Genomic DNA, 18,994 nt, shown 5'->3' on the forward strand with positions numbered 1-18,994 from the left:
CCTGAAGGAGTCGTTCCATGAGCTACCAGCACAAGTATGTCGACGGCACCAACATTCACTTTCCCCTGGGTAAAGTGGTGTGCATCGGGCGTAACTACGCCGAACACGCCAAGGAGCTGGACAACCCGGTACCGACCGAGCCGTTGCTGTTCATCAAGCCGGGCAGCTGCGTGGTTGCGCTGGAAGGTGGGTTTGCCATTCCGACCGAGCGCGGTTCGGTGCATTACGAAGCTGAAATCGCGGTATTGATCGGCAAACCGCTGTCGACCAAGCCCAGCCGCGAAGAAGTGCTGGACGCCATCTCCGGTTTCGCCCCGGCGCTGGACCTGACGCTGCGCGACAAGCAGGCCGAGCTGAAAGCCAAGGGCCTGCCGTGGGAAATCGCCAAGTCCTTCGACGGCGCGGCGGTGATCGCACCGTTCGTGGTTGGCAGCACGTTCCCGGACGTGACCGACATCGGCATTCGCCTGACCATCAACGGCGAAGTGCGCCAGGACGGTAACAGCTCGCAGATGCTCAACCCGATCATCCCGATGATCCAGCACATGGCCAGCTGCTTCTCGCTGCAGGCGGGCGACGTAATCCTCACCGGCACGCCGGCTGGCGTGGGCCCGCTGAATGTGGGTGATGAACTGGTGCTGGAGTTGGGTGGCGGCAGCCGCTTCGAAAGCAGCGTTCGCTAACTCCCTGGCGAAACTCGGTCAAAAATGTGGGAGCGGGCTTGCTCGCGAATGCGGTACGTCAGTTTCAGATGAGCTGGCTGATCCACCGCTTTCGCGAGCAAGCCCGCTCCCACAGTGGCTCCGAGTTCATCCTGCTTATGGCTTTATTGCATTTTTTTCACACACCATCCGGATAATCCCCAGCGTCCTGCGCGCAGGCCTGCTGGTCCTGTGCTATCACCTTAAGCTGACTTCCCGGAAAAGCACCCCATGGCCGTGCCCTTGCCTACCGTCACTTCCAAGCCTCGCTCCCGTCTCTCCCTGCGCTGGTATTCCTGGCTGCTTCTGGTCGGGGTGATTGTGTATGGCGTTTCATGGGTCATGCATTGGGACGATCGCGGCGTCTTGTGGGTAGCGGAGCGCTTTGAAACCCCGGCCGAGCAACAAGCCAGTGTGTGGCTGCCGGACTACCACGTGGTCATCGACGCCAAACTGCTGCCTGGCATGGAAAAGGACGAAGCCTCGGATGTGACGTACAACCCGCAGACCAAAACCCTGTTTTCCGTCATGGGCAAAAACCCGTTCCTCGTTGAGCTAAGCCTGCAAGGCGACGTGCTGCGCAAAATGCCGCTCATTGGCTGGAACAACCCGGAAGGTCTGACGATGATGGAAGATGGCCATATGGCCATTGTCGATGAGCGTATGCACAGCCTGACCGTGGTCAAGGTAGACCCAGGCACCCAGCAGCTGAACATCGCCGACTTCAAGCCCTACGACCTGGGCCCGTCCAAAAACCAGAACAAAGCCTTCGAAGGCGTCACCTGGGACAAGCGCAATCAACAAATCGTACTCGGCGAAGAGCGCCCGCCCGCGCTGTTTACCTTGAAAAGCGATGGCATTGCGCTGACCGGCGACAAGCAAAAGGTCGCCAGCACCGAGCTGGACATGCGCAACCTTTCGGCGTTGGCGGTCGACCCACGTACCGGGCACCTGCTGGTGCTGTCGGCCGACTCACACCTGTTGCTGGAACTGGATGAAAAGGGCGAGCAAGTCAGCTTCATGACCCTGCTCGGCGGCTTCAACGGCCTCAAGCAAACCATCCCCCGCGCAGAAGGCGTGACCATGGATGAGAACGGCACGCTGTACATGGTCAGTGAGCCGAACCTGTTCTATCGTTTCGAAAAGCAAAAATAACCCACGATTACGTCGGATATTTCTCCAGGAACGGCATTCGCCAGACATCGGGCAGCGTTTAAGTTTAAATTCAGACAGGCGTGATATTCATTCGCCACTTTTGATCTTGAGCCCTGCTGATGCGCCGATTTACCCGCCCCAAACCCGCATTACTTATTCTGTTGCTGATCGCCCTGGTTGCCTCCGGGTTGGTCGCGCAGCAACTTCGCTTGTTCGAACGCGCGTGGTTCAACTGGCAGACCTGGCGCTCGCCTGCCGATGAGCGCTCGATTGGCCTGGCCGATTACCGCGTAGTGGTTGAAGGCCAGGTGATCGAAGGCCTTAATGAAGACGTCTCGGCACTCACCTATGACCCGGTGCGCAAAAGCCTGTTTACCGTCACCAATAAAAACGCCGAGCTGATCGAGTTGTCGCTGGAGGGCAAACTCCTGCGGCGCATACCGTTGGTGGGTTTTGGCGATGCCGAGGCAGTGGAGTTCATCAGCGACAACATCTACGTGATCAGCGATGAAGCCCAGCAGCGGCTGATCAAAGTGCATGTGGATGACGACACGAAATTTCTCGACGCCGCCGACGCGGAGCAAATGACCCTCGGCGTGCACGTTGGCGGCAACAAAGGTTTCGAAGGCCTGGCCTACGATTCGGTGGGCAAGCGCCTGTTCGTGGCCAAGGAGCGCGACCCGATGTTGATCTACGAGGTCCACGGGTTTCCGCACTTCAAGCCGGAAAAAACCTATTCGGTGCACGTGATCAACAACCCCAAGCGCGATGCCGGGCTGTTTGTACGCGACCTGTCGAGCCTGCAATACGACGAGCGCAGCGGGCATTTGCTGGCGCTGTCGGATGAGTCGTTTCTGGTGCTGGAGCTGGACATTGACGGTCGCCCGTTGAGCAGCTTGTCGTTGCTCAACGGGCGCCAGGGCCTGAAAAAACGTGTGCCTCAGGCCGAAGGGATCGCCATGGATGACGAAGGCAGCTTGTATTTGGTCAGCGAGCCGAACCTGTTTTACGTGTTCAAGAAGCCCTGACCCTGGGTACAGCGCAGTTCAAATGTGGGAGGGGGCTTGCTCCCGATGGCAGTGGATCAGTCCGCACATCTGGCGATTGACACTCCGCTATCGGGAGCAAGCCCCCTCCCACATTGGGTTTTGCGTCAGGCTTTAAGAGTTTTGACGCCTTCGGATGTGCCCAGCAGCAATACATCCGCCGGGCGTGCGGCGAACAGGCCGTTGGTCACTACGCCAACGATGGCATTGATCTGGCTTTCCAGCTCCACCGGGTTGGTAATCTGCATATTGAACACGTCAATGATGATGTTGCCGTTGTCAGTCAACACGCCTTCACGGTACACCGGGTCGCCGCCGAGTTTTACCAGCTCGCGGGCCACGTGGCTGCGGGCCATCGGGATCACCTCCACCGGCAGCGGGAACGCGCCGAGCACCGGCACCAGCTTGCTGCCGTCGGCGATGCAGATGAAGGTCTTGGCTACGGCCGCGACGATCTTCTCGCGGGTCAGGGCTGCGCCGCCGCCTTTGATCAGGTTCAGGTGCGCGTCACTTTCGTCGGCGCCGTCGATGTAGAACTCCAGGTCGCTCACGGTATTGAGTTCGTACACCGGAATACCATGGCCTTTGAGGCGTGCGGCGGTGGCTTCGGAGCTGGCGACGGCGCCGTCGAATGCGCCTTTGTGCTGGGCCAGTGCGTCAATAAAGCAGTTGGCAGTGGAGCCGGTGCCGACACCGACGACGCTCTTGTCGTCGAGTTTGGGAAGGATTAAATCGACGGCGGCCTGGGCCACTGCCTGTTTGAGTTGATCCTGGGTCATGCGGGCTCCGGAACGGGCGGGGACTAAAGAGGGGCGCGAGTATAACCCAACAAAACCTCGGGATTCGTGTGGTCGCCCGGCCAAACGCTGGGTTAGACTCCTTGGCCCTGCCCAACCTGCTCAGTGATTTCCGCCGATGCTTGAACAGTACGTCAAAAAGATCCTCACCTCGCGCGTCTACGACATCGCCGTGGAAACCCCGTTGCAAACTGCTCGCCAGCTCTCCGAGCGGCTGGGCAACAACGTTTGGCTCAAGCGCGAAGACTTGCAGCCGGTGTTCTCGTTCAAGATTCGCGGCGCCTATAACAAGCTGACCCAGTTGACGGCTGAGGAGCGCGCGCGCGGCGTGGTCACGGCGTCGGCGGGCAACCATGCTCAGGGCCTGGCACTGGCCGCTAAAGTATTGGGGGTGAAAGCCACCATCGTGATGCCCAAGACCACGCCCGAAATCAAGGTTGAAGGCGTGCGTTCGCGTGGCGGCAAAGTGGTGCTGCATGGCGATACCTTCCCGGAAGCGTTGGCCTATTCGCTGAAACTGGTCGACGAAAAAGGCTACGTCTACATTCACCCTTATGATGACCCACACACCATTGCCGGGCAGGGCACCGTGGCGATGGAAATTCTGCGTCAGCACCCGGGGCCGCTGGACGCGATTTTCGTGCCGGTGGGCGGCGGCGGGCTGATCGCCGGTATCGCGGCGTACGTGAAATACCTGCGCCCGGACATCAAGATCATCGGCGTTGAGCCAGACGACTCCAACTGCCTGCAAGCCGCCATGGCTGCGGGTGAGCGCGTGGTGTTGCCAACCGTGGGCATCTTTGCCGACGGCGTGGCGGTGGCGCAGATCGGCCACTACACCTTCGAAATCTGTAAAGACTATGTAGACGAAGTGATCACCGTGAGCACCGATGAAATCTGTGCGGCGATCAAGGACATCTACGACGATACGCGCTCGATCACTGAGCCTGCGGGCGCGTTGGGTGTGGCGGGCATCAAGAAATACGTGGAGACCCGTGGCGTCACCGGGCAAACCCTGGTCGCCATCGACTCTGGCGCCAACGTGAACTTCGACCGCCTGCGCCATGTGGCCGAGCGCGCCGAGCTGGGTGAAGGCCGCGAAGCCATCATCGCCGTGACCATCCCCGAGCAGCCGGGCAGCTTCAAGGCGTTCTGCGAAGCCGTCGGCAAGCGCCAGATCACCGAATTCAACTACCGCTACCACTCCGGCCGCGAGGCGCACATCTTTGTCGGCGTGCAGACTCACCCGGAAAACGATCCGCGCAGCACGTTGATCGCCAGCCTCACAGGCCAGGGTTTCCCGGTGCTGGACCTCACCGAAAACGAACTGGCCAAGTTGCACATCCGCCATATGGTCGGTGGGCATGCGGCCAAGGTCAGTGACGAGCTGGTATTCCGCTTCGAATTCCCGGAGCGGCCCGGCGCGCTGTTCAACTTCCTCAACAAGCTGGGCGGGCGCTGGAACATCTCGATGTTCCACTACCGCAACCACGGCGCCGCCGATGGCCGTGTGGTCGCGGGCCTGCAAGTACCGGCGGACGAGCGCCACCTGGTGCCGGCCGCTCTGGCCGAAATCGGTTACCCGTACTGGGATGAAAGCGAAAACCCGGCCTACCAGCTGTTCCTCGGTTGAGCGACTACGCTGACTGAGCGGCCCTTAAGGAATAGAGACTATGGAAACGCTGACCACCCTCAAGGTTATCCACATCACCGCCACCGTGTTGCTGCTGCTCAGCGGCCTCGGCCTGGCGGTACTGGCCTGGCGCAAACGCAGCGCCGGCCCGGCGGTGACCGTGCAACGCCCGTGGGTGTTTGTGTGGCTACTGATGGGCGTTTGCCTGGTGAGCATGCCGTTTACCGGCTGGTGGCTGGCGCATCTGATCGGCTGGCCGCTGGGGCAAATCTGGATTCTGGGCTCCAGCATTCTCTACACCGTGGCGGCGCTGGCGTGGTTCTGGCTGGTGGCGCGGCTTAATCGCCTGCGCAAAGGCGAGGGCGGCAACCTGAATTTCACCCTGGTATTGGCGGTGGTCAGTCTGGTGGGGTTTGTGGCGATTGCCGGGTTGATGGGCGCCAAGCCGGTTTAAGGCTCAAGACCGAGTCGGCTTCATCGCAGGCAAGCCAGCTCCCACCTTTGAATTGCGAACACAGTAAAGGTGGGAGCTGGCTTGCCTGCGATAGCGCACTCAGCTGCGCAGCGTAATCACCGGCCACCCACGCTTCTCGGCCTCTGCACGCAAATTCGGGTCCGGATCCACCGCCACCGCATGCGTCACCTGCTCCAGCAACGGCAAGTCATTCATTGAATCGCTATAAAAGTAGCTGTCTTGCAGGCTATACCCGGTCTCTTCCAGCCAGCGGTTCAAGCGCGTCACCTTGCCTTCGCGGAAGCACGGCACATCGGTGCTGCGCCCGGTGTAGCGGCCATTTTCCATCTCGCACTCGGTGGCGATCAGGGTTTCAACGCCCAGGCGCGCGGCAATCGGTGCAGTCACGAAGCGGTTGGTCGCAGTGATGATCACCAGCTTGTCGCCGGCGGCGCGGTGCTTGGCCAGCAGTTCCACAGCTTGAGGCAGCATCAGCGGCTCGATGCAGTCGCGCATAAAGTCGTTGTGCCACGCCTGCAGCTGGGCCATCTCGGTGCGGCCGAGGATTTCCAGGCTGAAATTCAGGTAAGCGGCGTTATCCAGCTTGCCGGCCAGGTAGTCCTGATAGAACGCGTCGTTGCGGGCCTTGTAGGCCACCGGGTCGAGAATCCCGCGTTCACACAGGTAATCGCCCCACGCGTGATCGCTGTCACCGCCGAGAAGGGTGTTGTCCAAGTCGAATAAAGCCAGGCGCATTGCAGTTACTCGCTGAAAAGTCTGTAAAAAGGCGTCCAGAATACGGTCTTTTCACAAGAGTGCACATAAGGTAAGAAGCCTCGTTGCCGCTTGATGAACCTTTGTGGAACAATGCGGCGACATGCGTTTGCGAGGTTGTTGCCGTGATCGACCCCGATGGTTTCCGTCCTAATGTCGGGATTATTCTTACGAATGATGCCGGACAGGTGCTATGGGCTCGCCGAATCAACCAAGATGCCTGGCAGTTTCCTCAAGGCGGAATCAACCCCGACGAAACCCCTGAAGACGCCTTGTACCGTGAGTTGAATGAAGAAGTCGGCCTTGAGCGCGAAGATGTGCAAATTCTGGCCTGTACCCGTGGCTGGTTGCGCTATCGTTTGCCGCAACGCCTGGTGCGTACCCACAGCCAACCGCTGTGCATCGGCCAGAAGCAAAAATGGTTTCTCCTGCGCCTGATCTCCAACGAGCAGCGGGTGCGGATGGATTTAACCGGTAAACCGGAGTTCGATGGCTGGCGTTGGGTCAGCTATTGGTACCCGTTGGGCCAGGTGGTGACATTCAAGCGCGAAGTTTATCGTCGCGCTCTCAAAGAGCTTGCCCCGCGCCTTTTAGCGCGCGACTGACGACGGAGTTCGACCCCGAGCCATGCTCAATACGCTGCGCAAGATCGTCCAGGAAGTTAACTCCGCCAAGGATCTCAAGGCGGCGTTGGGGATTATTGTGTTGCGCGTCAAGGAAGCCATGGGCAGCCAGGTCTGCTCGGTTTACCTGCTGGACCCCGAGACCAACCGTTTTGTGCTGATGGCCACCGAGGGCCTGAACAAGCGCTCCATTGGCAAGGTCAGCATGGCGCCCAATGAAGGTCTGGTGGGCCTGGTGGGGACGCGTGAAGAACCCCTGAACCTCGAAAACGCGGCCGATCACCCGCGTTACCGCTACTTTGCCGAAACCGGCGAAGAGCGTTACGCCTCGTTCCTCGGCGCACCGATCATTCACCACCGCCGCGTCGTCGGCGTGTTGGTCATCCAGCAAAAAGAGCGCCGCCAGTTCGACGAAGGTGAAGAAGCCTTCCTGGTGACCATGAGCGCGCAGTTGGCCGGGGTTATTGCCCACGCCGAAGCGACGGGTTCGATTCGCGGCCTGGGCCGTGAAGGCAAGGGCATCCAGGCGGCCAAGTTTGTCGGTGTGCCGGGTTCGCCGGGCGCTGCGGTCGGTACGGCGGTGGTCATGTTGCCGCCGGCGGACCTGGACGTGGTGCCGGACAAGACCGTCAAAGACATCGAAGCTGAAATCAAACTGTTCAAAACCGCGCTGGAAGGCGTACGCGCTGACATGCGCAACCTGTCGAACAAGCTGGCCACCCAGCTGCGCCCGGAAGAGCGCGCACTGTTCGACGTGTACCAGATGATGCTCGACGACGCGTCCCTCGGGAACGAAGTCAAAACCGTGATCAAGACCGGCCAGTGGGCCCAGGGCGCGCTGCGTCAGGTGGTGACCGATCACGTTAACCGCTTTGAAATGATGGACGACGCCTACCTGCGTGAGCGGGCCTCGGATGTGCGCGACCTCGGTCGCCGTCTGCTGGCTTACCTGCAGGAAGACCGTACGACCAACATGGTGTTCCCCGCCAACACCATCCTGGTCAGTGAAGAGCTGACCGCAACCCAGCTCGGCGAAGTGCCGGAAGGCAAGCTGGTGGGGTTAGTCTCGGTTCTGGGTTCGGGTAACTCCCACGTCGCGATCCTGGCCCGAGCCATGGGCATCCCGACGGTGATGGGCCTGGTGGACTTGCCGTATTCCAAAGTCGACGGCATCGACATGATCGTCGATGGCCATCGCGGCGAGGTTTACACCAACCCCAGCGACTTGCTGCGCAAGCAGTTCGCCGAGGTGGTGGAAGAAGAGAAACAACTGGCACTGGGCCTGGATTCTCTGCGCGAACTGCCCTGCGTCACCCTCGACGGCCACCGCGTGCCGTTGCTGGTCAACACCGGCCTGCTCGCCGATGTAGCCCGTGCGCAACAGCGCGGCGCTGAAGGCGTGGGGCTGTACCGCACCGAAGTGCCGTTCATGATCAACCAGCGTTTCCCGAGTGAGAAGGAGCAGCTGGCGATTTATCGCGAGCAACTGTCCGCATTCCACCCGTTGCCGGTGACCATGCGCAGCCTGGACATCGGCGGCGACAAGTCACTGTCGTATTTCCCGATCAAGGAAGACAACCCCTTCCTCGGCTGGCGCGGCATTCGTGTAACGCTTGATCACCCGGAAATTTTCCTGGTGCAGACCCGCGCCATGCTCAAGGCCAGTGAAGGCTTGAACAACCTGCGTATCCTGCTGCCGATGATCTCCGGCACCCATGAGCTGGAAGAAGCGCTGCACTTGATCCACCGCGCCTGGGGCGAAGTGCGCGACGAAGGCTCTGACGTGCCGATGCCGCCGATTGGCGTAATGATCGAGATTCCGGCGGCGGTGTACCAGGCCAAGGAATTGGCGCGCCAGGTAGACTTCCTGTCCGTCGGCTCCAACGACCTGACCCAATACCTGCTGGCCGTGGACCGTAACAACCCGCGGGTCGCCGACCTCTACGACTACCTGCACCCGGCGGTGCTGCAAGCCCTGCAACACGTGGTGCGCGACGCCCATGCCGAAGGCAAGCCGGTGAGCATCTGCGGTGAAATGGCCGGCGACCCGGCGGCGGCGGTGCTGTTGATGGCGATGGGCTTTGACAGCCTGTCGATGAACGCTACCAACTTGCCAAAGGTGAAGTGGATGTTGCGCCAGGTCGAACTGGGCATGGCCAAGGATCTGCTGGCGCAATTGATGACCATCGACAACCCGCAAGTTATCCACAGCTCGCTGCAATTGGCGCTGAAGAACCTGGGGCTGACGCGGATGATTAACCCGGCGTCGGCGAAAACCCTTTAGACCGAAGCGCGGCTATCGCAGGCAAGCCAGCTCCCACATTTTGAACTGCATACACAGTCAAATGTGGGAGCTGGCTTGCCTGCGATGGCGCCAGTCCAGGCACCGCTAAATCATCAGTTCGACTTCACCGAGCCGCCCTCCATGCGGCCCAAAACTGCGCTCCACCATCCGCCGCGACCCATCCGCATTCACAATCAGCGCCGTGCTCGCCCGCGTCCCATAACTCGGGCTGGCAATAAACACGCTGGATAAAAGGCTCTCCGTCGCCAACCCCACCCCGGTGTCCGGCAAGTCAGCGAACGGCGCGGTCTGCGCATCACTCAAAATCCCCAACAACGCTTCCGGCTGTGGATCCTCCAGCAACCCGCTCAGTGCCGCCTTGGCCTTGAGCAACTTGGGCCACGGTGTGTCCAGCCCGGCATTGGATAACCCATATACCCCGGGCTGCAACCGCGTCGGCTCGGTGTCATTGGCGTTGTAATGCCACAGCTCATCCCGCGTGCCCAGCAGCAGGTTGAAACCGGCGTATTCAATCGAACGCCCGTTAACGTCAGCCAAGTATTCGTCAATCGGCAGTGATCCACTCAGAAAGCGCGCCACCAACTCCCCACGGGACTTGCGCGCCGGTGGCTGGTGCGGGTCGCGAATATTGGTCAGGGCCGCAAAACGTCCGGCTGCATTCACCCCAAGCCAGGTACCACCGGCTTGCTGATCACGGCCGGCATAGATATCGGGAGCATCCGGCCACTGCGCCAGTGGCAGGCTCGGGCGGGCGTAGAACTCATCGCGGTTGGCCGCGACGATCAGCGGTTGGGCGTGACCCGGCCGCCAGGCAAAAACAATCAGGCACATCAGGCGATCCCTTTTGTGTTTTTTGCCACTCTACCCACTCAGGCACAGGCGTTCCATCGTATCCAGTTGGGTCGCACGCCTTCCATCCGTTAACATGCCGGTCTTTGTGGATGACCGTCGGCTTCCTCGGCGAATAAGTTTCTTGATGTAACGCAGGCTTAATCGCGCCCGGGCAAGGTCCGGTCGCCATGACTAATGATTAACGAGGAGTCGCAATGCTGCCTTACCCGCAGATCGACCCGGTGGCCCTGGCCATCGGTCCGCTGAAAATCCACTGGTACGGGTTGATGTACCTGATCGGCATCGGCGGTGCCTGGTTCCTGGCTTCCCGGCGCCTGAACCGTTTTGATCCGACCTGGACCAAAGAGAAACTCTCCGACCTGATTTTCTGGCTGTCGATGGGAGTCATCGTCGGCGGACGCCTGGGGTATGTGCTGTTTTACGACCTGCCGGCCTACATCGCCAACCCCACGCTGATCTTTGAAGTGTGGAAGGGCGGCATGGCGTTCCACGGCGGGTTTGTTGGCGTGATGATCGCCGCGTGGTGGTTCGGCCGTCGCAACGGCAAGTCGTTCTTCCAGCTGATGGACTTCATTGCGCCAATGGTGCCAATCGGCCTGGGCGCCGGGCGAATCGGTAACTTCATCAACGCCGAGTTGTGGGGTAAGCCGACCGACGTGCCATGGGCCATGGTGTTCCCGCCGTTCAGCGACCCGGCGCAACTGCCGCGCCACCCGTCGCAGCTCTACCAGTTCGCGCTGGAAGGCGTGGCACTGTTCCTTATCCTCTACCTATTCTCGCGCAAGCCACGCCCAACCATGGCCGTGTCCGGCATGTTCGCGTTGTTCTACGGGATCTTCCGCTTTATCGTCGAGTTCGTCCGCGTGCCGGATGCACAGCTGGGCTACCTGGCGTGGGGCTGGTTGACCATGGGTCAGATTCTCAGCCTGCCGATGATCATCGCTGGCCTGGGCCTGCTGTGGTGGGCTTACAATCGCCCGCAACCGATCAAGAACGCCGCGCTTTAAATACGAACGCCGGGGCGTGCGCGCCTCGGCTTCTTTGATACAGGTAAAAACATGAAGCAATATCTCGAACTACTGAACGACGTCGTGACCAATGGATTGACCAAGGGCGATCGCACTGGCACCGGCACCAAGGCCGTGTTCGCCCGTCAGTATCGGCATAACTTGGCCGACGGCTTCCCGCTGCTGACCACCAAGAAGCTTCATTTCAAAAGCATCGCCAACGAATTGATCTGGATGTTGAGCGGCAACACCAACATCAAGTGGCTTAACGAAAACGGCGTGAAAATCTGGGACGAATGGGCCACCGAAGACGGCGACCTGGGCCCGGTCTACGGTGAGCAGTGGACCGCCTGGCCGACCAAGGACGGCGGCACGATCAACCAGATCGATTACATGGTCGACACGCTGAAGAACAACCCCAACAGCCGTCGCATTCTGTTCCACGGCTGGAACGTCGAATACCTGCCGGACGAAACTAAAAGCCCGCAGCAAAACGCCCGTGACGGCAAGCAAGCCCTGCCGCCGTGCCACCTGCTGTACCAGGCGTTTGTGCACGACGGTCACCTGTCGATGCAGTTGTACATCCGCAGCTCCGATGTTTTCCTCGGCCTGCCGTACAACACCGCCGCCCTGGCGCTGCTGACCCATATGCTCGCCCAGCAATGCGACCTGATCCCGCACGAGATCATCGTCACCACCGGCGACACCCATGCCTACAGCAACCATATGGAGCAGATCCGCACCCAACTGGCGCGCACGCCGAAGAAGCTGCCAGAACTGGTGATCAAGCGTAAACCTGCGTCGATCTACGACTACAAGTTTGAAGACTTTGAAATCGTCGGCTACGACGCCGACCCAAGCATCAAGGCTGACGTCGCAATCTGAAAGCGGCCTCGGTCAAAAAATGTGGGGGCTGGCAAGCCAGCGCCCACATATGAATCAGGTTGCCAGGCTGAATCAATGGCCGTGGCTTCTGCCCACATGGGAAGGCTCGGCCTCACTGGCCGTCACGCCACCGCTGACCTCCAGCCGCTGCAAGATCCCGCACTGATCCCCGCCGCCGCAGCGCTGGCGCAAATCGAGCAACTGCTCCTGCAAGGCCAGCAGCCCGTCGATCCGCGCTTTTACATGGTGGATATGCTCGTCGATCAACGCATTCACGCTTTCGCACTGGTCTTGCGGGCTGTCGCGCAGCCCGAGCAGGCTGCGGATTTCCTCGAGGGTCATGTCGAGGCTGCGGCAATTGCGGATAAAGATCAGCCGCTCGGTGTGCGCCTGGGTGTACACGCGGTAGTTGGCGTCCGTGCGGGCCGGGGGCGGGAGCAGTCCTTCCTTCTCGTAATAACGGATGGTTTCCACCTGACAGTCGGTCAGTTTGGCCAATTCGCCGATCTTCATTGCAGCAATCTCCAAATGGGTGCTTGACCCTATAGTGGCTACAGGGTCTTTACTTGGCAACAGGCACCTTTACGGACGCGACAGAATGAGCGACTCCCTCCACACCCCGCACAAACACGACCATGATCACGACCACGATCATGCCCCGAAAAAACTCACGCCTGTGCATAACCACGGCCACGGCGGCGCCTGCTGTTCCGGCACGCCAGCTCCCGCGTTGGTGCAACTGAGCGACGCGCCCACCGCCGGCTCGCGGCTCAGCACCTTCCGCATTGAAGCCATGGACTGCCCCACCGAGCAGACCCTGATCCAGAACAAACTGGGCAAGCTCGCCGGTGTGCAGCAACTGGAATTCAACCTGATCAATCGCATTCTCGGCGTCACCCACGACTTGCCGAGCACTGCGCCGATTGTCGAGGCGATCAAATCCCTCGGCATGCAGGCCGACCCCATCGAGGAGGGCGTCGCCGCCGCCGAGCCACCTGCGAAGAAACACTGGTGGCCGCTGGCTGTCTCCGGCGTAGGCGCGTTGGGTGCCGAGGTGCTGCATTTCAGCGGCGTCGCACCGACCTGGGTCATCGCACTGGTGGCGCTGGTGTCGATCCTCAGCGGCGGCCTCACCACCTATAAAAAGGGCTGGATCGCCCTGAAAAACCTCAACCTGAACATCAACGCGCTGATGAGCATCGCCGTCACCGGTGCGATCCTGATCGGCCAGTGGCCGGAAGCGGCCATGGTGATGTTCCTGTTCACCGTGGCCGAGTTGATCGAGGCCAAGTCCCTGGATCGGGCGCGCAATGCCATCAGCGGCTTGATGCAGATGACGCCGGAGCAAGCTACGGTGCAGCAGACCGACGGCTCCTGGGCTGAACAGGAAGTCAAAAGTATTGAAATGGGCGCCATCGTGCGGGTAAAACCCGGCGAGCGCGTTGGCCTGGACGGTGAAGTCACCGCCGGGCAATCCACTATCGACCAGGCGCCGATCACCGGTGAAAGCCTGCCGATTGAAAAGACCGTGGGCGACAAAGTCTTCGCCGGCACCATCAACCAGGCCGGTTCCCTGGAGTACAAAGTCACCGCCGCCGCCAACAACTCCACCCTGGCGCGCATCATTCACGCCGTGGAGCAAGCCCAGGGCGCGCGGGCGCCGACCCAGCGTTTTGTCGACAGCTTCGCCAAGGTCTACACCCCGGCGGTGTTCCTGTTTGCCCTCGGCGTGGCGCTGATTCCGCCGCTGTTCATGGCAGGCGTCTGGTTTGACTGGATCTACCGCGCCCTCGTGCTGCTGGTGGTCGCGTGCCCTTGCGCACTGGTGATTTCCACCCCGGTGACCATCGTCAGCGGCCTTGCGGCAGCGGCGCGCAAAGGCATATTGATCAAGGGCGGCGTGTACCTGGAGGGCGGTTACAAACTCGACTACCTGGCCCTAGACAAGACCGGCACCATCACCCACGGCAAGCCGGTGCAAACCGATTACCTGGCGCTGTTTCCCAACATTGAAGACAGCGCGCCGGCTTTGGCGGCCAGCTTGGCCGGTCGCTCTGACCACCCGGTGTCGCTGGCCATCGCCAACGCGGCTGTGGATAAAAACCTGCCCGCCCACGTTGTGGATAACTTCGAGGCCCTGGCCGGTCGCGGTGTGCGCGGCGACATCAATGGCGAAACCTACCACTTGGGCAACCACCGCCTGGTGGAAGACCTCGGCCTGTGCTCGCCGGCGCTGGAAGAAAAACTCTTCGCCCTGGAAAAACAAGGCAAGTCCGTGGTGCTGCTGCTCGACAAATCCGGCCCGCTGGCGCTGTTCGCCGTGGCCGACACCGTCAAAGACAGCAGCCGCGAAGCGATCCAGCAACTCCACGCGCTGGGCATCAAAACCCTGATGCTCACCGGCGACAACACCCACACAGCGCAAGCGATTGCCGCCCAGGTCGGCATCGATCAGGCCCAGGGCGACCTGCTGCCCACCGACAAACTGCAAGCCATCGAAGCCCTTTACGGTAAAGGCCACCGCGTGGGCATGGTCGGCGACGGCATCAACGACGCCCCGGCGCTGGCCCGCGCCGAGATCGGTTTTGCCATGGCCGCTGCTGGCACCGACACGGCCATCGAGACCGCCGACGTGGCGTTGATGGATGACGATTTGCGCAAGATTCCGGCTTTCATTCGGTTGTCGCGGCAAACGTCGAGTATCCTCAAGCAGAACATCGCCCTGGCGCTGGTGATCAAGGCGATCTTCCTCGCGGTCACGTTCCTGGGCCTGGCCACCATGTGGATGGCGGTGTTCGCCGACATGGGCGTGAGCCTGCTGGTGGTGTTCAATGGCCTGCGCCTGTTGCGCAAATAAACGATGAGAGGGTGGCGTGCTGAGTGCCGAGCTGAAGGCTTTTTACATGGTCGCCCGCCTGGGCAGCATCACCCAGGCGGCGAAAAAGCTCGGCCTGAGCCAGCCCACGGTCACCACCCAGATTCGCAACCTGGAAAGCCAATACAGCGTTGAACTGTTCTACCGCGGCGGGCGCCGCCTCACCGTCAGCGACGACGGCGCGCGGTTGCTGCCGATGGTCAAGACGCTGTTGCAGCAGGAAGCGGACATCGAGTTTTTCCTGCGCAACACCGGCCAGGTTCAGGGCGCCTTACGCATTGCCGCAACGGCGCCGTATTACATTCTTGATCTGGTCAAAGCCTTTCGCGAGCGCCTGCCACAGGTAGAAGTGTCGGTAGAAATCGGCAACTCCCAGCAAGTGCTCGAAGCGCTGGATGATTACCGCGTTGACGTCGCCGCTTCCTCGCAATTGCTCGAAGACCCACGCTTGATCCGCCGCGTGCTGGGCACCGATCCGTTGGTGCTGGCGGTGCATCGCAACCATCCGTTGGCCAACCTCGATCACGTGCCGTTAAGTGCCCTGGCCGGGCACACCTTGTTGATGCGCGAAGCCGGCTCCACCACGCGGCGGCTGACCGAAGAAATGTTGCAGGGCGCCGGCGTGAGTTATGGGCCGCTGCTGGAAATCGGCAGCCGCGAATCGATTCGCGAAGCAGTGCTGCGCAATATCGGCATCAGCATCATCGCCCGGCAGGAAGTGCCCCACGACCCGCAGTTGCGGGTGCTGACCATCGAGAACGCGCCGCAGATTCCGGAGTATTTGTACTGCCTCAAGGAAAGAAAGGCTGCGCGGCTCCCGGCGGCGTTTCTGGGGCTGGCGCAGGAAATGTCGCCAATCTGAGGTTGATAGTGGCTTTGAGGGCCTCTTCGCGAGCAAGCCCGCTCCCACATGTTGACTGCATTCTCAGGTTGGAACTCGGTCAAGTGTGGGAGCGGGCTTGCTCGCGAATGCGGCAGACCAGACACCCCATCTCCATAATTCCTACACAAATCCACGAATACCACTATCACCGCCTTTTGCCTTCCTGCCACAACCGCGACGCATTGCCCGCCTAGCATGGCCTTCATCAGTTTGATGAGGTGCCTCCATGAACACAGCCCTGACCAACCCCGGCGCGCCGATGACGGTGCGTGGTATCCAGAAGCGCTTCGGCGCCTTTACCGCGTTGGACAACGTGTCCCTGGACGTCGCCGCCGGCGAGCTGGTGTGCCTGCTCGGCCCGTCCGGCTGTGGCAAGACCACCTTGCTGCGCTGCATCGCCGGCCTGGAGCGCCAGGACAGCGGTGAGCTGCGCCTGGGCAATCGCGACGTGTCTCTGTTGCCGCCACAAGCGCGGGACTACGGCATTCTGTTCCAGTCCTACGCACTGTTTCCCAATCTCACCGTTGAAGCGAATATCGGCTACGGCCTGATGGGCAATGGCCGCGATGAAGTGCGTCAGCGCGTCGGCCAGATGCTGGAACTGGTGGGCCTGGTCGGCAGCGAAAAAAAATACCCCGGCCAGCTTTCCGGCGGCCAGCAACAACGTGTCGCCCTGGCCCGTGCCTTGGCCCCGGCGCCTTCCTTGTTATTGCTGGACGAACCCATGTCCGCCCTCGACGCCCGTGTGCGTGAGCATCTGTGCACCGAGCTGCGCCAGCTGCAACGGCGCCTGGGCATCACCACGCTGATGGTCACCCACAACCAGGACGAGGCCATGCTGATGGCCGACCGCATTGCCGTGATGAACAACGGCAAGGTCGAGCAGTACGCCACGCCGCAGGAAATCTACGACCGCCCGGCCACGCCCTTCGTGGCGGAGTTTGTCGGCCAGGGCAACTGGCTGCCTTTCAGCCGCAACAGTGCCAGCCACGCCCAGGTTGGCGGGATGAATATGCGCTTGTCCGACGATGCGGGCGTGGCCAAATCCGGCCGGCTGTTCTGTCGCCCGGAAGCCATTAGCGTCAACCCGCCGGTGCATGAAGAAAACCTGTTCCCGGCCAAGGTCCGCGAGATCACCTTTCTGGGTAACCGCTGCCGCATGAGCTTTGAGCTGGAGCAACTGCCAGGGCATCCATTGCTCGCCGAGCTGGCCCCGGAAGCCATGCCGCGCCTCGGTGCGCAGGACATTTGGGTCGCCTTGCCGCCGCGCAGCCTGCAGGTGTTTGCCTGACATGGCCGCCGTGATGACGTTGCCGCGTCAGGCATCACGTGCCGAAACGGGCGACCGTATTTTCGTGGTCGGCGGCAAACTGCTGTGGCTGTTACTGCTCGGCATCGCCGTGCTGATGCCGTTGCTGGCGATCTTCTGGCGCGGCTTCAGCAGTGCCGCCGGGCAGGGCGGCGGCCTCGTAGCGGCACGCGAATTGGTGACCAGCGACAACTTCCACTGGCTACTCGGCAACAGCCTGAAAGTTTCCCTCAGCGTCGCGGCCATCGTCGTACCCCTGGCCTACCTGTTTGCCTACGCCCTGCAACGCACGCTGATTCCCGGCAAGGCGATCTGGCGCGGCCTGTCGCTGCTGCCGTTGATGGCACCGTCGATGTTGCCAGGGATTGCGCTGGTGTACCTGTTCGGCAATCAGGGCCTGTTGCGCGGCCTGCTCTCGGACAACATCTACGGCTTCTGGGGGATTGTGCTGGGTGAGGTGATCTACACCTTCCCACATGCCCTGATGATTCTACTGTCGGCGCTGTCTCTGGCAGATGCGCGCTTGTTTGATGCCGCTTCCAGCATGGGCGCCAGCCCGGCCCGGGCGTTTCGCAGCATCACCTGGCCGGCCACACGCCAGGCGGTGTTCGCGGCGTTCTGCCTGGTGTTCACCCTGACCATCACCGACTTCGGCGTGCCCGTGGTGGTCGGCGGCGATTATCAGGTGCTGGCGCTGGAAGCCTACAAGGCGGTGGTCGGCCAGCAACAGTTTGGTCGCGGCGCGTTGATTGGCATGGTGTTGCTGCTGCCGGCGCTGTTCAGTTTTGCGGTGGATGCCTGGCTGCGCCGTCGCCATGGCGACTCCATGAGTGGCCGAGCCCAAGTGTTCCAGCCCGCGCAGTCGCGGCTGCGAGACGGCTGCTACCTGGCCACCGTGCTGTTGATCTGCGCCGTGTTGCTGCTGGTGTTCGGCATGGCGGTGTATTCCTCGCTGGTGAAATTCTGGCCGTACAACCTGTCGCTGTCCCTCAGCCATTACCAATTCGAAGACACCGCGGGCGGCGGCTGGCTGGCCTACCGCAACAGCCTGACCATGGCGCTGTGCACAGCATTGGTGGGCAGTGTGCTGATCTTCACCGGCGCTTACCTGATGGAAAAGACCAAGGGCCAGAAAGGCCTGAACCTGGCGCTGCGCATGCTCAGCTTTGTGCCGATGGCCGTGCCGGGCCTGGTGCTCGGCCTGGGCTACGTGTTCTTTTTCAACCTTAACGGCAACCCGCTGCATGTGTTCTACGGGACCATGACCCTGCTGGTGGTGTGCACCATTGCGCACTATTTGACCACCGCGCAGATGACCGCGACCACCGCGCTGCGCCAGCTGGACGCCGAATTCGAAGCCGCCGCGCTGTCCCTCAAGGCGCCGCTGTACCGCCATTACCTGAAAGTCACGGTACCGATTTGCTTGCCCGCCTTGCTGGACATCGTGCGCTACCTGTTTGTGTCGGCGATGACCACCGTGTCCGCCGCGATCTTCCTCTACAGCCCCGACACCATCCTCGCCGCCGTCGCCGTGTTGAACATGGATGACGCGGGCAACGTGGGCGGCGCGGCGGCGATGTCGACTCTGATTTTGTTCACCTCGGCCGGCGTCTCGCTGCTGCTGGCGTGGGCCTCACGTGGCGCATTGCGCCGCTCCCAAGCCTGGCGCCAGACCGCGCCCGGCCAATAATTGTC

Annotated in this window: 17 protein-coding genes; 13 read left to right on the plus strand and 4 right to left on the minus strand. The window is 61.3% G+C overall.

The window, feature by feature from the left end; translation table 11 throughout:
* The first annotated feature begins 17 nt into the window (after nt 1-17).
* From Q7C20_RS23530 to Q7C20_RS23540, 3 genes are all read left to right on the plus strand, one after another.
* Nucleotides 18-683, plus strand: coding sequence for a fumarylacetoacetate hydrolase family protein (locus tag Q7C20_RS23530; RefSeq protein WP_375070635.1), 666 nt, complete (start codon nt 18-20; stop codon nt 681-683).
* A 249-nt stretch (nt 684-932) separates the two neighbouring features.
* Nucleotides 933-1,856: an SdiA-regulated domain-containing protein gene (locus tag Q7C20_RS23535; RefSeq protein WP_375070637.1), complete on the plus strand. Its 924-nt coding sequence runs from the start codon at nt 933-935 to the stop codon at nt 1,854-1,856.
* A 119-nt stretch (nt 1,857-1,975) separates the two neighbouring features.
* Nucleotides 1,976-2,884 carry an SdiA-regulated domain-containing protein gene (locus Q7C20_RS23540; protein WP_375070639.1) on the plus strand — a complete coding sequence of 303 codons (909 nt, stop codon included), beginning with the start codon at nt 1,976-1,978 and terminating at the stop codon, nt 2,882-2,884.
* A 125-nt stretch (nt 2,885-3,009) separates the two neighbouring features.
* Here Q7C20_RS23540 and rpiA read toward each other — a convergent pair whose 3' ends face one another.
* Complete coding sequence (gene rpiA / locus Q7C20_RS23545) at nt 3,010-3,681, minus strand: ribose-5-phosphate isomerase RpiA (RefSeq protein WP_375070641.1); 672 nt, start codon at nt 3,679-3,681, stop codon at nt 3,010-3,012.
* Nucleotides 3,682-3,817: 136 nt separating this feature from the next.
* Between rpiA and ilvA the strand changes: the two genes are divergently transcribed.
* Nucleotides 3,818-5,332 carry a threonine ammonia-lyase, biosynthetic gene (gene ilvA / locus Q7C20_RS23550; protein ID WP_375070643.1) on the plus strand — a complete coding sequence of 505 codons (1,515 nt, stop codon included), beginning with the start codon at nt 3,818-3,820 and terminating at the stop codon, nt 5,330-5,332.
* A 40-nt stretch (nt 5,333-5,372) separates the two neighbouring features.
* Nucleotides 5,373-5,786 (plus strand): DUF2269 family protein, encoded by a 414-nt coding sequence (locus tag Q7C20_RS23555; protein WP_375070645.1) that lies wholly within the window; start codon nt 5,373-5,375, stop codon nt 5,784-5,786.
* Between the two features lie 99 nt (nt 5,787-5,885).
* Here Q7C20_RS23555 and Q7C20_RS23560 read toward each other — a convergent pair whose 3' ends face one another.
* Nucleotides 5,886-6,542 (minus strand): HAD family hydrolase, encoded by a 657-nt coding sequence (locus Q7C20_RS23560; RefSeq protein WP_375070647.1) that lies wholly within the window; start codon nt 6,540-6,542, stop codon nt 5,886-5,888.
* A gap of 143 nt (nt 6,543-6,685) precedes the next feature.
* Here Q7C20_RS23560 and Q7C20_RS23565 point away from each other — a divergent pair, with 143 nt between their 5' ends.
* Both Q7C20_RS23565 and ptsP read left to right on the plus strand, forming a co-directional pair.
* The gene (locus Q7C20_RS23565; RefSeq protein ID WP_003176750.1) at nt 6,686-7,165 is read left to right on the plus strand and encodes an RNA pyrophosphohydrolase; all 480 of its coding nucleotides are present in this window, start codon (nt 6,686-6,688) and stop codon (nt 7,163-7,165) included.
* 22 nt (nt 7,166-7,187) lie between these two features.
* Nucleotides 7,188-9,467, plus strand: a complete 2,280-nt coding sequence (gene ptsP, locus Q7C20_RS23570) for a phosphoenolpyruvate--protein phosphotransferase (protein WP_348056841.1) — start codon at nt 7,188-7,190, stop codon at nt 9,465-9,467.
* A 105-nt stretch (nt 9,468-9,572) separates the two neighbouring features.
* Here the strand turns inward: ptsP and Q7C20_RS23575 are convergent, their stop codons facing one another.
* Nucleotides 9,573-10,319 carry an NRDE family protein gene (locus Q7C20_RS23575; protein ID WP_375070649.1) on the minus strand — a complete coding sequence of 249 codons (747 nt, stop codon included), beginning with the start codon at nt 10,317-10,319 and terminating at the stop codon, nt 9,573-9,575.
* A 215-nt stretch (nt 10,320-10,534) separates the two neighbouring features.
* Between Q7C20_RS23575 and lgt the strand changes: the two genes are divergently transcribed.
* Nucleotides 10,535-11,347: a prolipoprotein diacylglyceryl transferase gene (lgt, locus tag Q7C20_RS23580; protein WP_348056845.1), complete on the plus strand. Its 813-nt coding sequence runs from the start codon at nt 10,535-10,537 to the stop codon at nt 11,345-11,347.
* A gap of 51 nt (nt 11,348-11,398) precedes the next feature.
* Nucleotides 11,399-12,232 (plus strand): thymidylate synthase, encoded by an 834-nt coding sequence (locus Q7C20_RS23585; protein WP_078739624.1) that lies wholly within the window; start codon nt 11,399-11,401, stop codon nt 12,230-12,232.
* 72 nt (nt 12,233-12,304) lie between these two features.
* Here the strand turns inward: Q7C20_RS23585 and cadR are convergent, their stop codons facing one another.
* Nucleotides 12,305-12,745 (minus strand): Cd(II)/Pb(II)-responsive transcriptional regulator, encoded by a 441-nt coding sequence (gene cadR, locus Q7C20_RS23590; protein ID WP_375070651.1) that lies wholly within the window; start codon nt 12,743-12,745, stop codon nt 12,305-12,307.
* A gap of 85 nt (nt 12,746-12,830) precedes the next feature.
* Between cadR and Q7C20_RS23595 the strand changes: the two genes are divergently transcribed.
* From Q7C20_RS23595 to Q7C20_RS23610, 4 genes are all read left to right on the plus strand, one after another.
* Complete coding sequence (locus tag Q7C20_RS23595; RefSeq protein ID WP_375070652.1) at nt 12,831-15,089, plus strand: heavy metal translocating P-type ATPase; 2,259 nt, start codon at nt 12,831-12,833, stop codon at nt 15,087-15,089.
* 16 nt (nt 15,090-15,105) lie between these two features.
* Nucleotides 15,106-15,969: a LysR family transcriptional regulator gene (locus Q7C20_RS23600; RefSeq protein ID WP_375070654.1), complete on the plus strand. Its 864-nt coding sequence runs from the start codon at nt 15,106-15,108 to the stop codon at nt 15,967-15,969.
* A 247-nt stretch (nt 15,970-16,216) separates the two neighbouring features.
* Complete coding sequence (locus Q7C20_RS23605) at nt 16,217-17,281, plus strand: putative 2-aminoethylphosphonate ABC transporter ATP-binding protein (RefSeq protein WP_348056853.1); 1,065 nt, start codon at nt 16,217-16,219, stop codon at nt 17,279-17,281.
* A gap of 1 nt (nt 17,282) precedes the next feature.
* Nucleotides 17,283-18,989 (plus strand): putative 2-aminoethylphosphonate ABC transporter permease subunit, encoded by a 1,707-nt coding sequence (locus Q7C20_RS23610; RefSeq protein WP_375070656.1) that lies wholly within the window; start codon nt 17,283-17,285, stop codon nt 18,987-18,989.
* Nucleotides 18,990-18,994 lie beyond the last annotated feature (5 nt).

Origin of the sequence: Pseudomonas sp. AMR01, from assembly GCF_041946035.1 — a bacterium.
Taxonomy (GTDB): domain Bacteria; phylum Pseudomonadota; class Gammaproteobacteria; order Pseudomonadales; family Pseudomonadaceae; genus Aquipseudomonas; species Aquipseudomonas antarctica_B.

Coding starts and splice junctions, on each gene's coding strand:
- Q7C20_RS23530 (WP_375070635.1), top strand. CDS start 18: ATGAGCTACCAGCACAAGTATGTCGACGGCACCAACATTCACTTTCCC.
- Q7C20_RS23535 (WP_375070637.1), top strand. CDS start 933: ATGGCCGTGCCCTTGCCTACCGTCACTTCCAAGCCTCGCTCCCGTCTC.
- Q7C20_RS23540 (WP_375070639.1), top strand. CDS start 1,976: ATGCGCCGATTTACCCGCCCCAAACCCGCATTACTTATTCTGTTGCTG.
- rpiA (WP_375070641.1), bottom strand. CDS start 3,681: ATGACCCAGGATCAACTCAAACAGGCAGTGGCCCAGGCCGCCGTCGAT.
- ilvA (WP_375070643.1), top strand. CDS start 3,818: ATGCTTGAACAGTACGTCAAAAAGATCCTCACCTCGCGCGTCTACGAC.
- Q7C20_RS23555 (WP_375070645.1), top strand. CDS start 5,373: ATGGAAACGCTGACCACCCTCAAGGTTATCCACATCACCGCCACCGTG.
- Q7C20_RS23560 (WP_375070647.1), bottom strand. CDS start 6,542: ATGCGCCTGGCTTTATTCGACTTGGACAACACCCTTCTCGGCGGTGAC.
- ptsP (WP_348056841.1), top strand. CDS start 7,188: ATGCTCAATACGCTGCGCAAGATCGTCCAGGAAGTTAACTCCGCCAAG.
- Q7C20_RS23575 (WP_375070649.1), bottom strand. CDS start 10,319: ATGTGCCTGATTGTTTTTGCCTGGCGGCCGGGTCACGCCCAACCGCTG.
- lgt (WP_348056845.1), top strand. CDS start 10,535: ATGCTGCCTTACCCGCAGATCGACCCGGTGGCCCTGGCCATCGGTCCG.
- Q7C20_RS23585 (WP_078739624.1), top strand. CDS start 11,399: ATGAAGCAATATCTCGAACTACTGAACGACGTCGTGACCAATGGATTG.
- cadR (WP_375070651.1), bottom strand. CDS start 12,745: ATGAAGATCGGCGAATTGGCCAAACTGACCGACTGTCAGGTGGAAACC.
- Q7C20_RS23595 (WP_375070652.1), top strand. CDS start 12,831: ATGAGCGACTCCCTCCACACCCCGCACAAACACGACCATGATCACGAC.
- Q7C20_RS23605 (WP_348056853.1), top strand. CDS start 16,217: ATGAACACAGCCCTGACCAACCCCGGCGCGCCGATGACGGTGCGTGGT.
- Q7C20_RS23610 (WP_375070656.1), top strand. CDS start 17,283: ATGGCCGCCGTGATGACGTTGCCGCGTCAGGCATCACGTGCCGAAACG.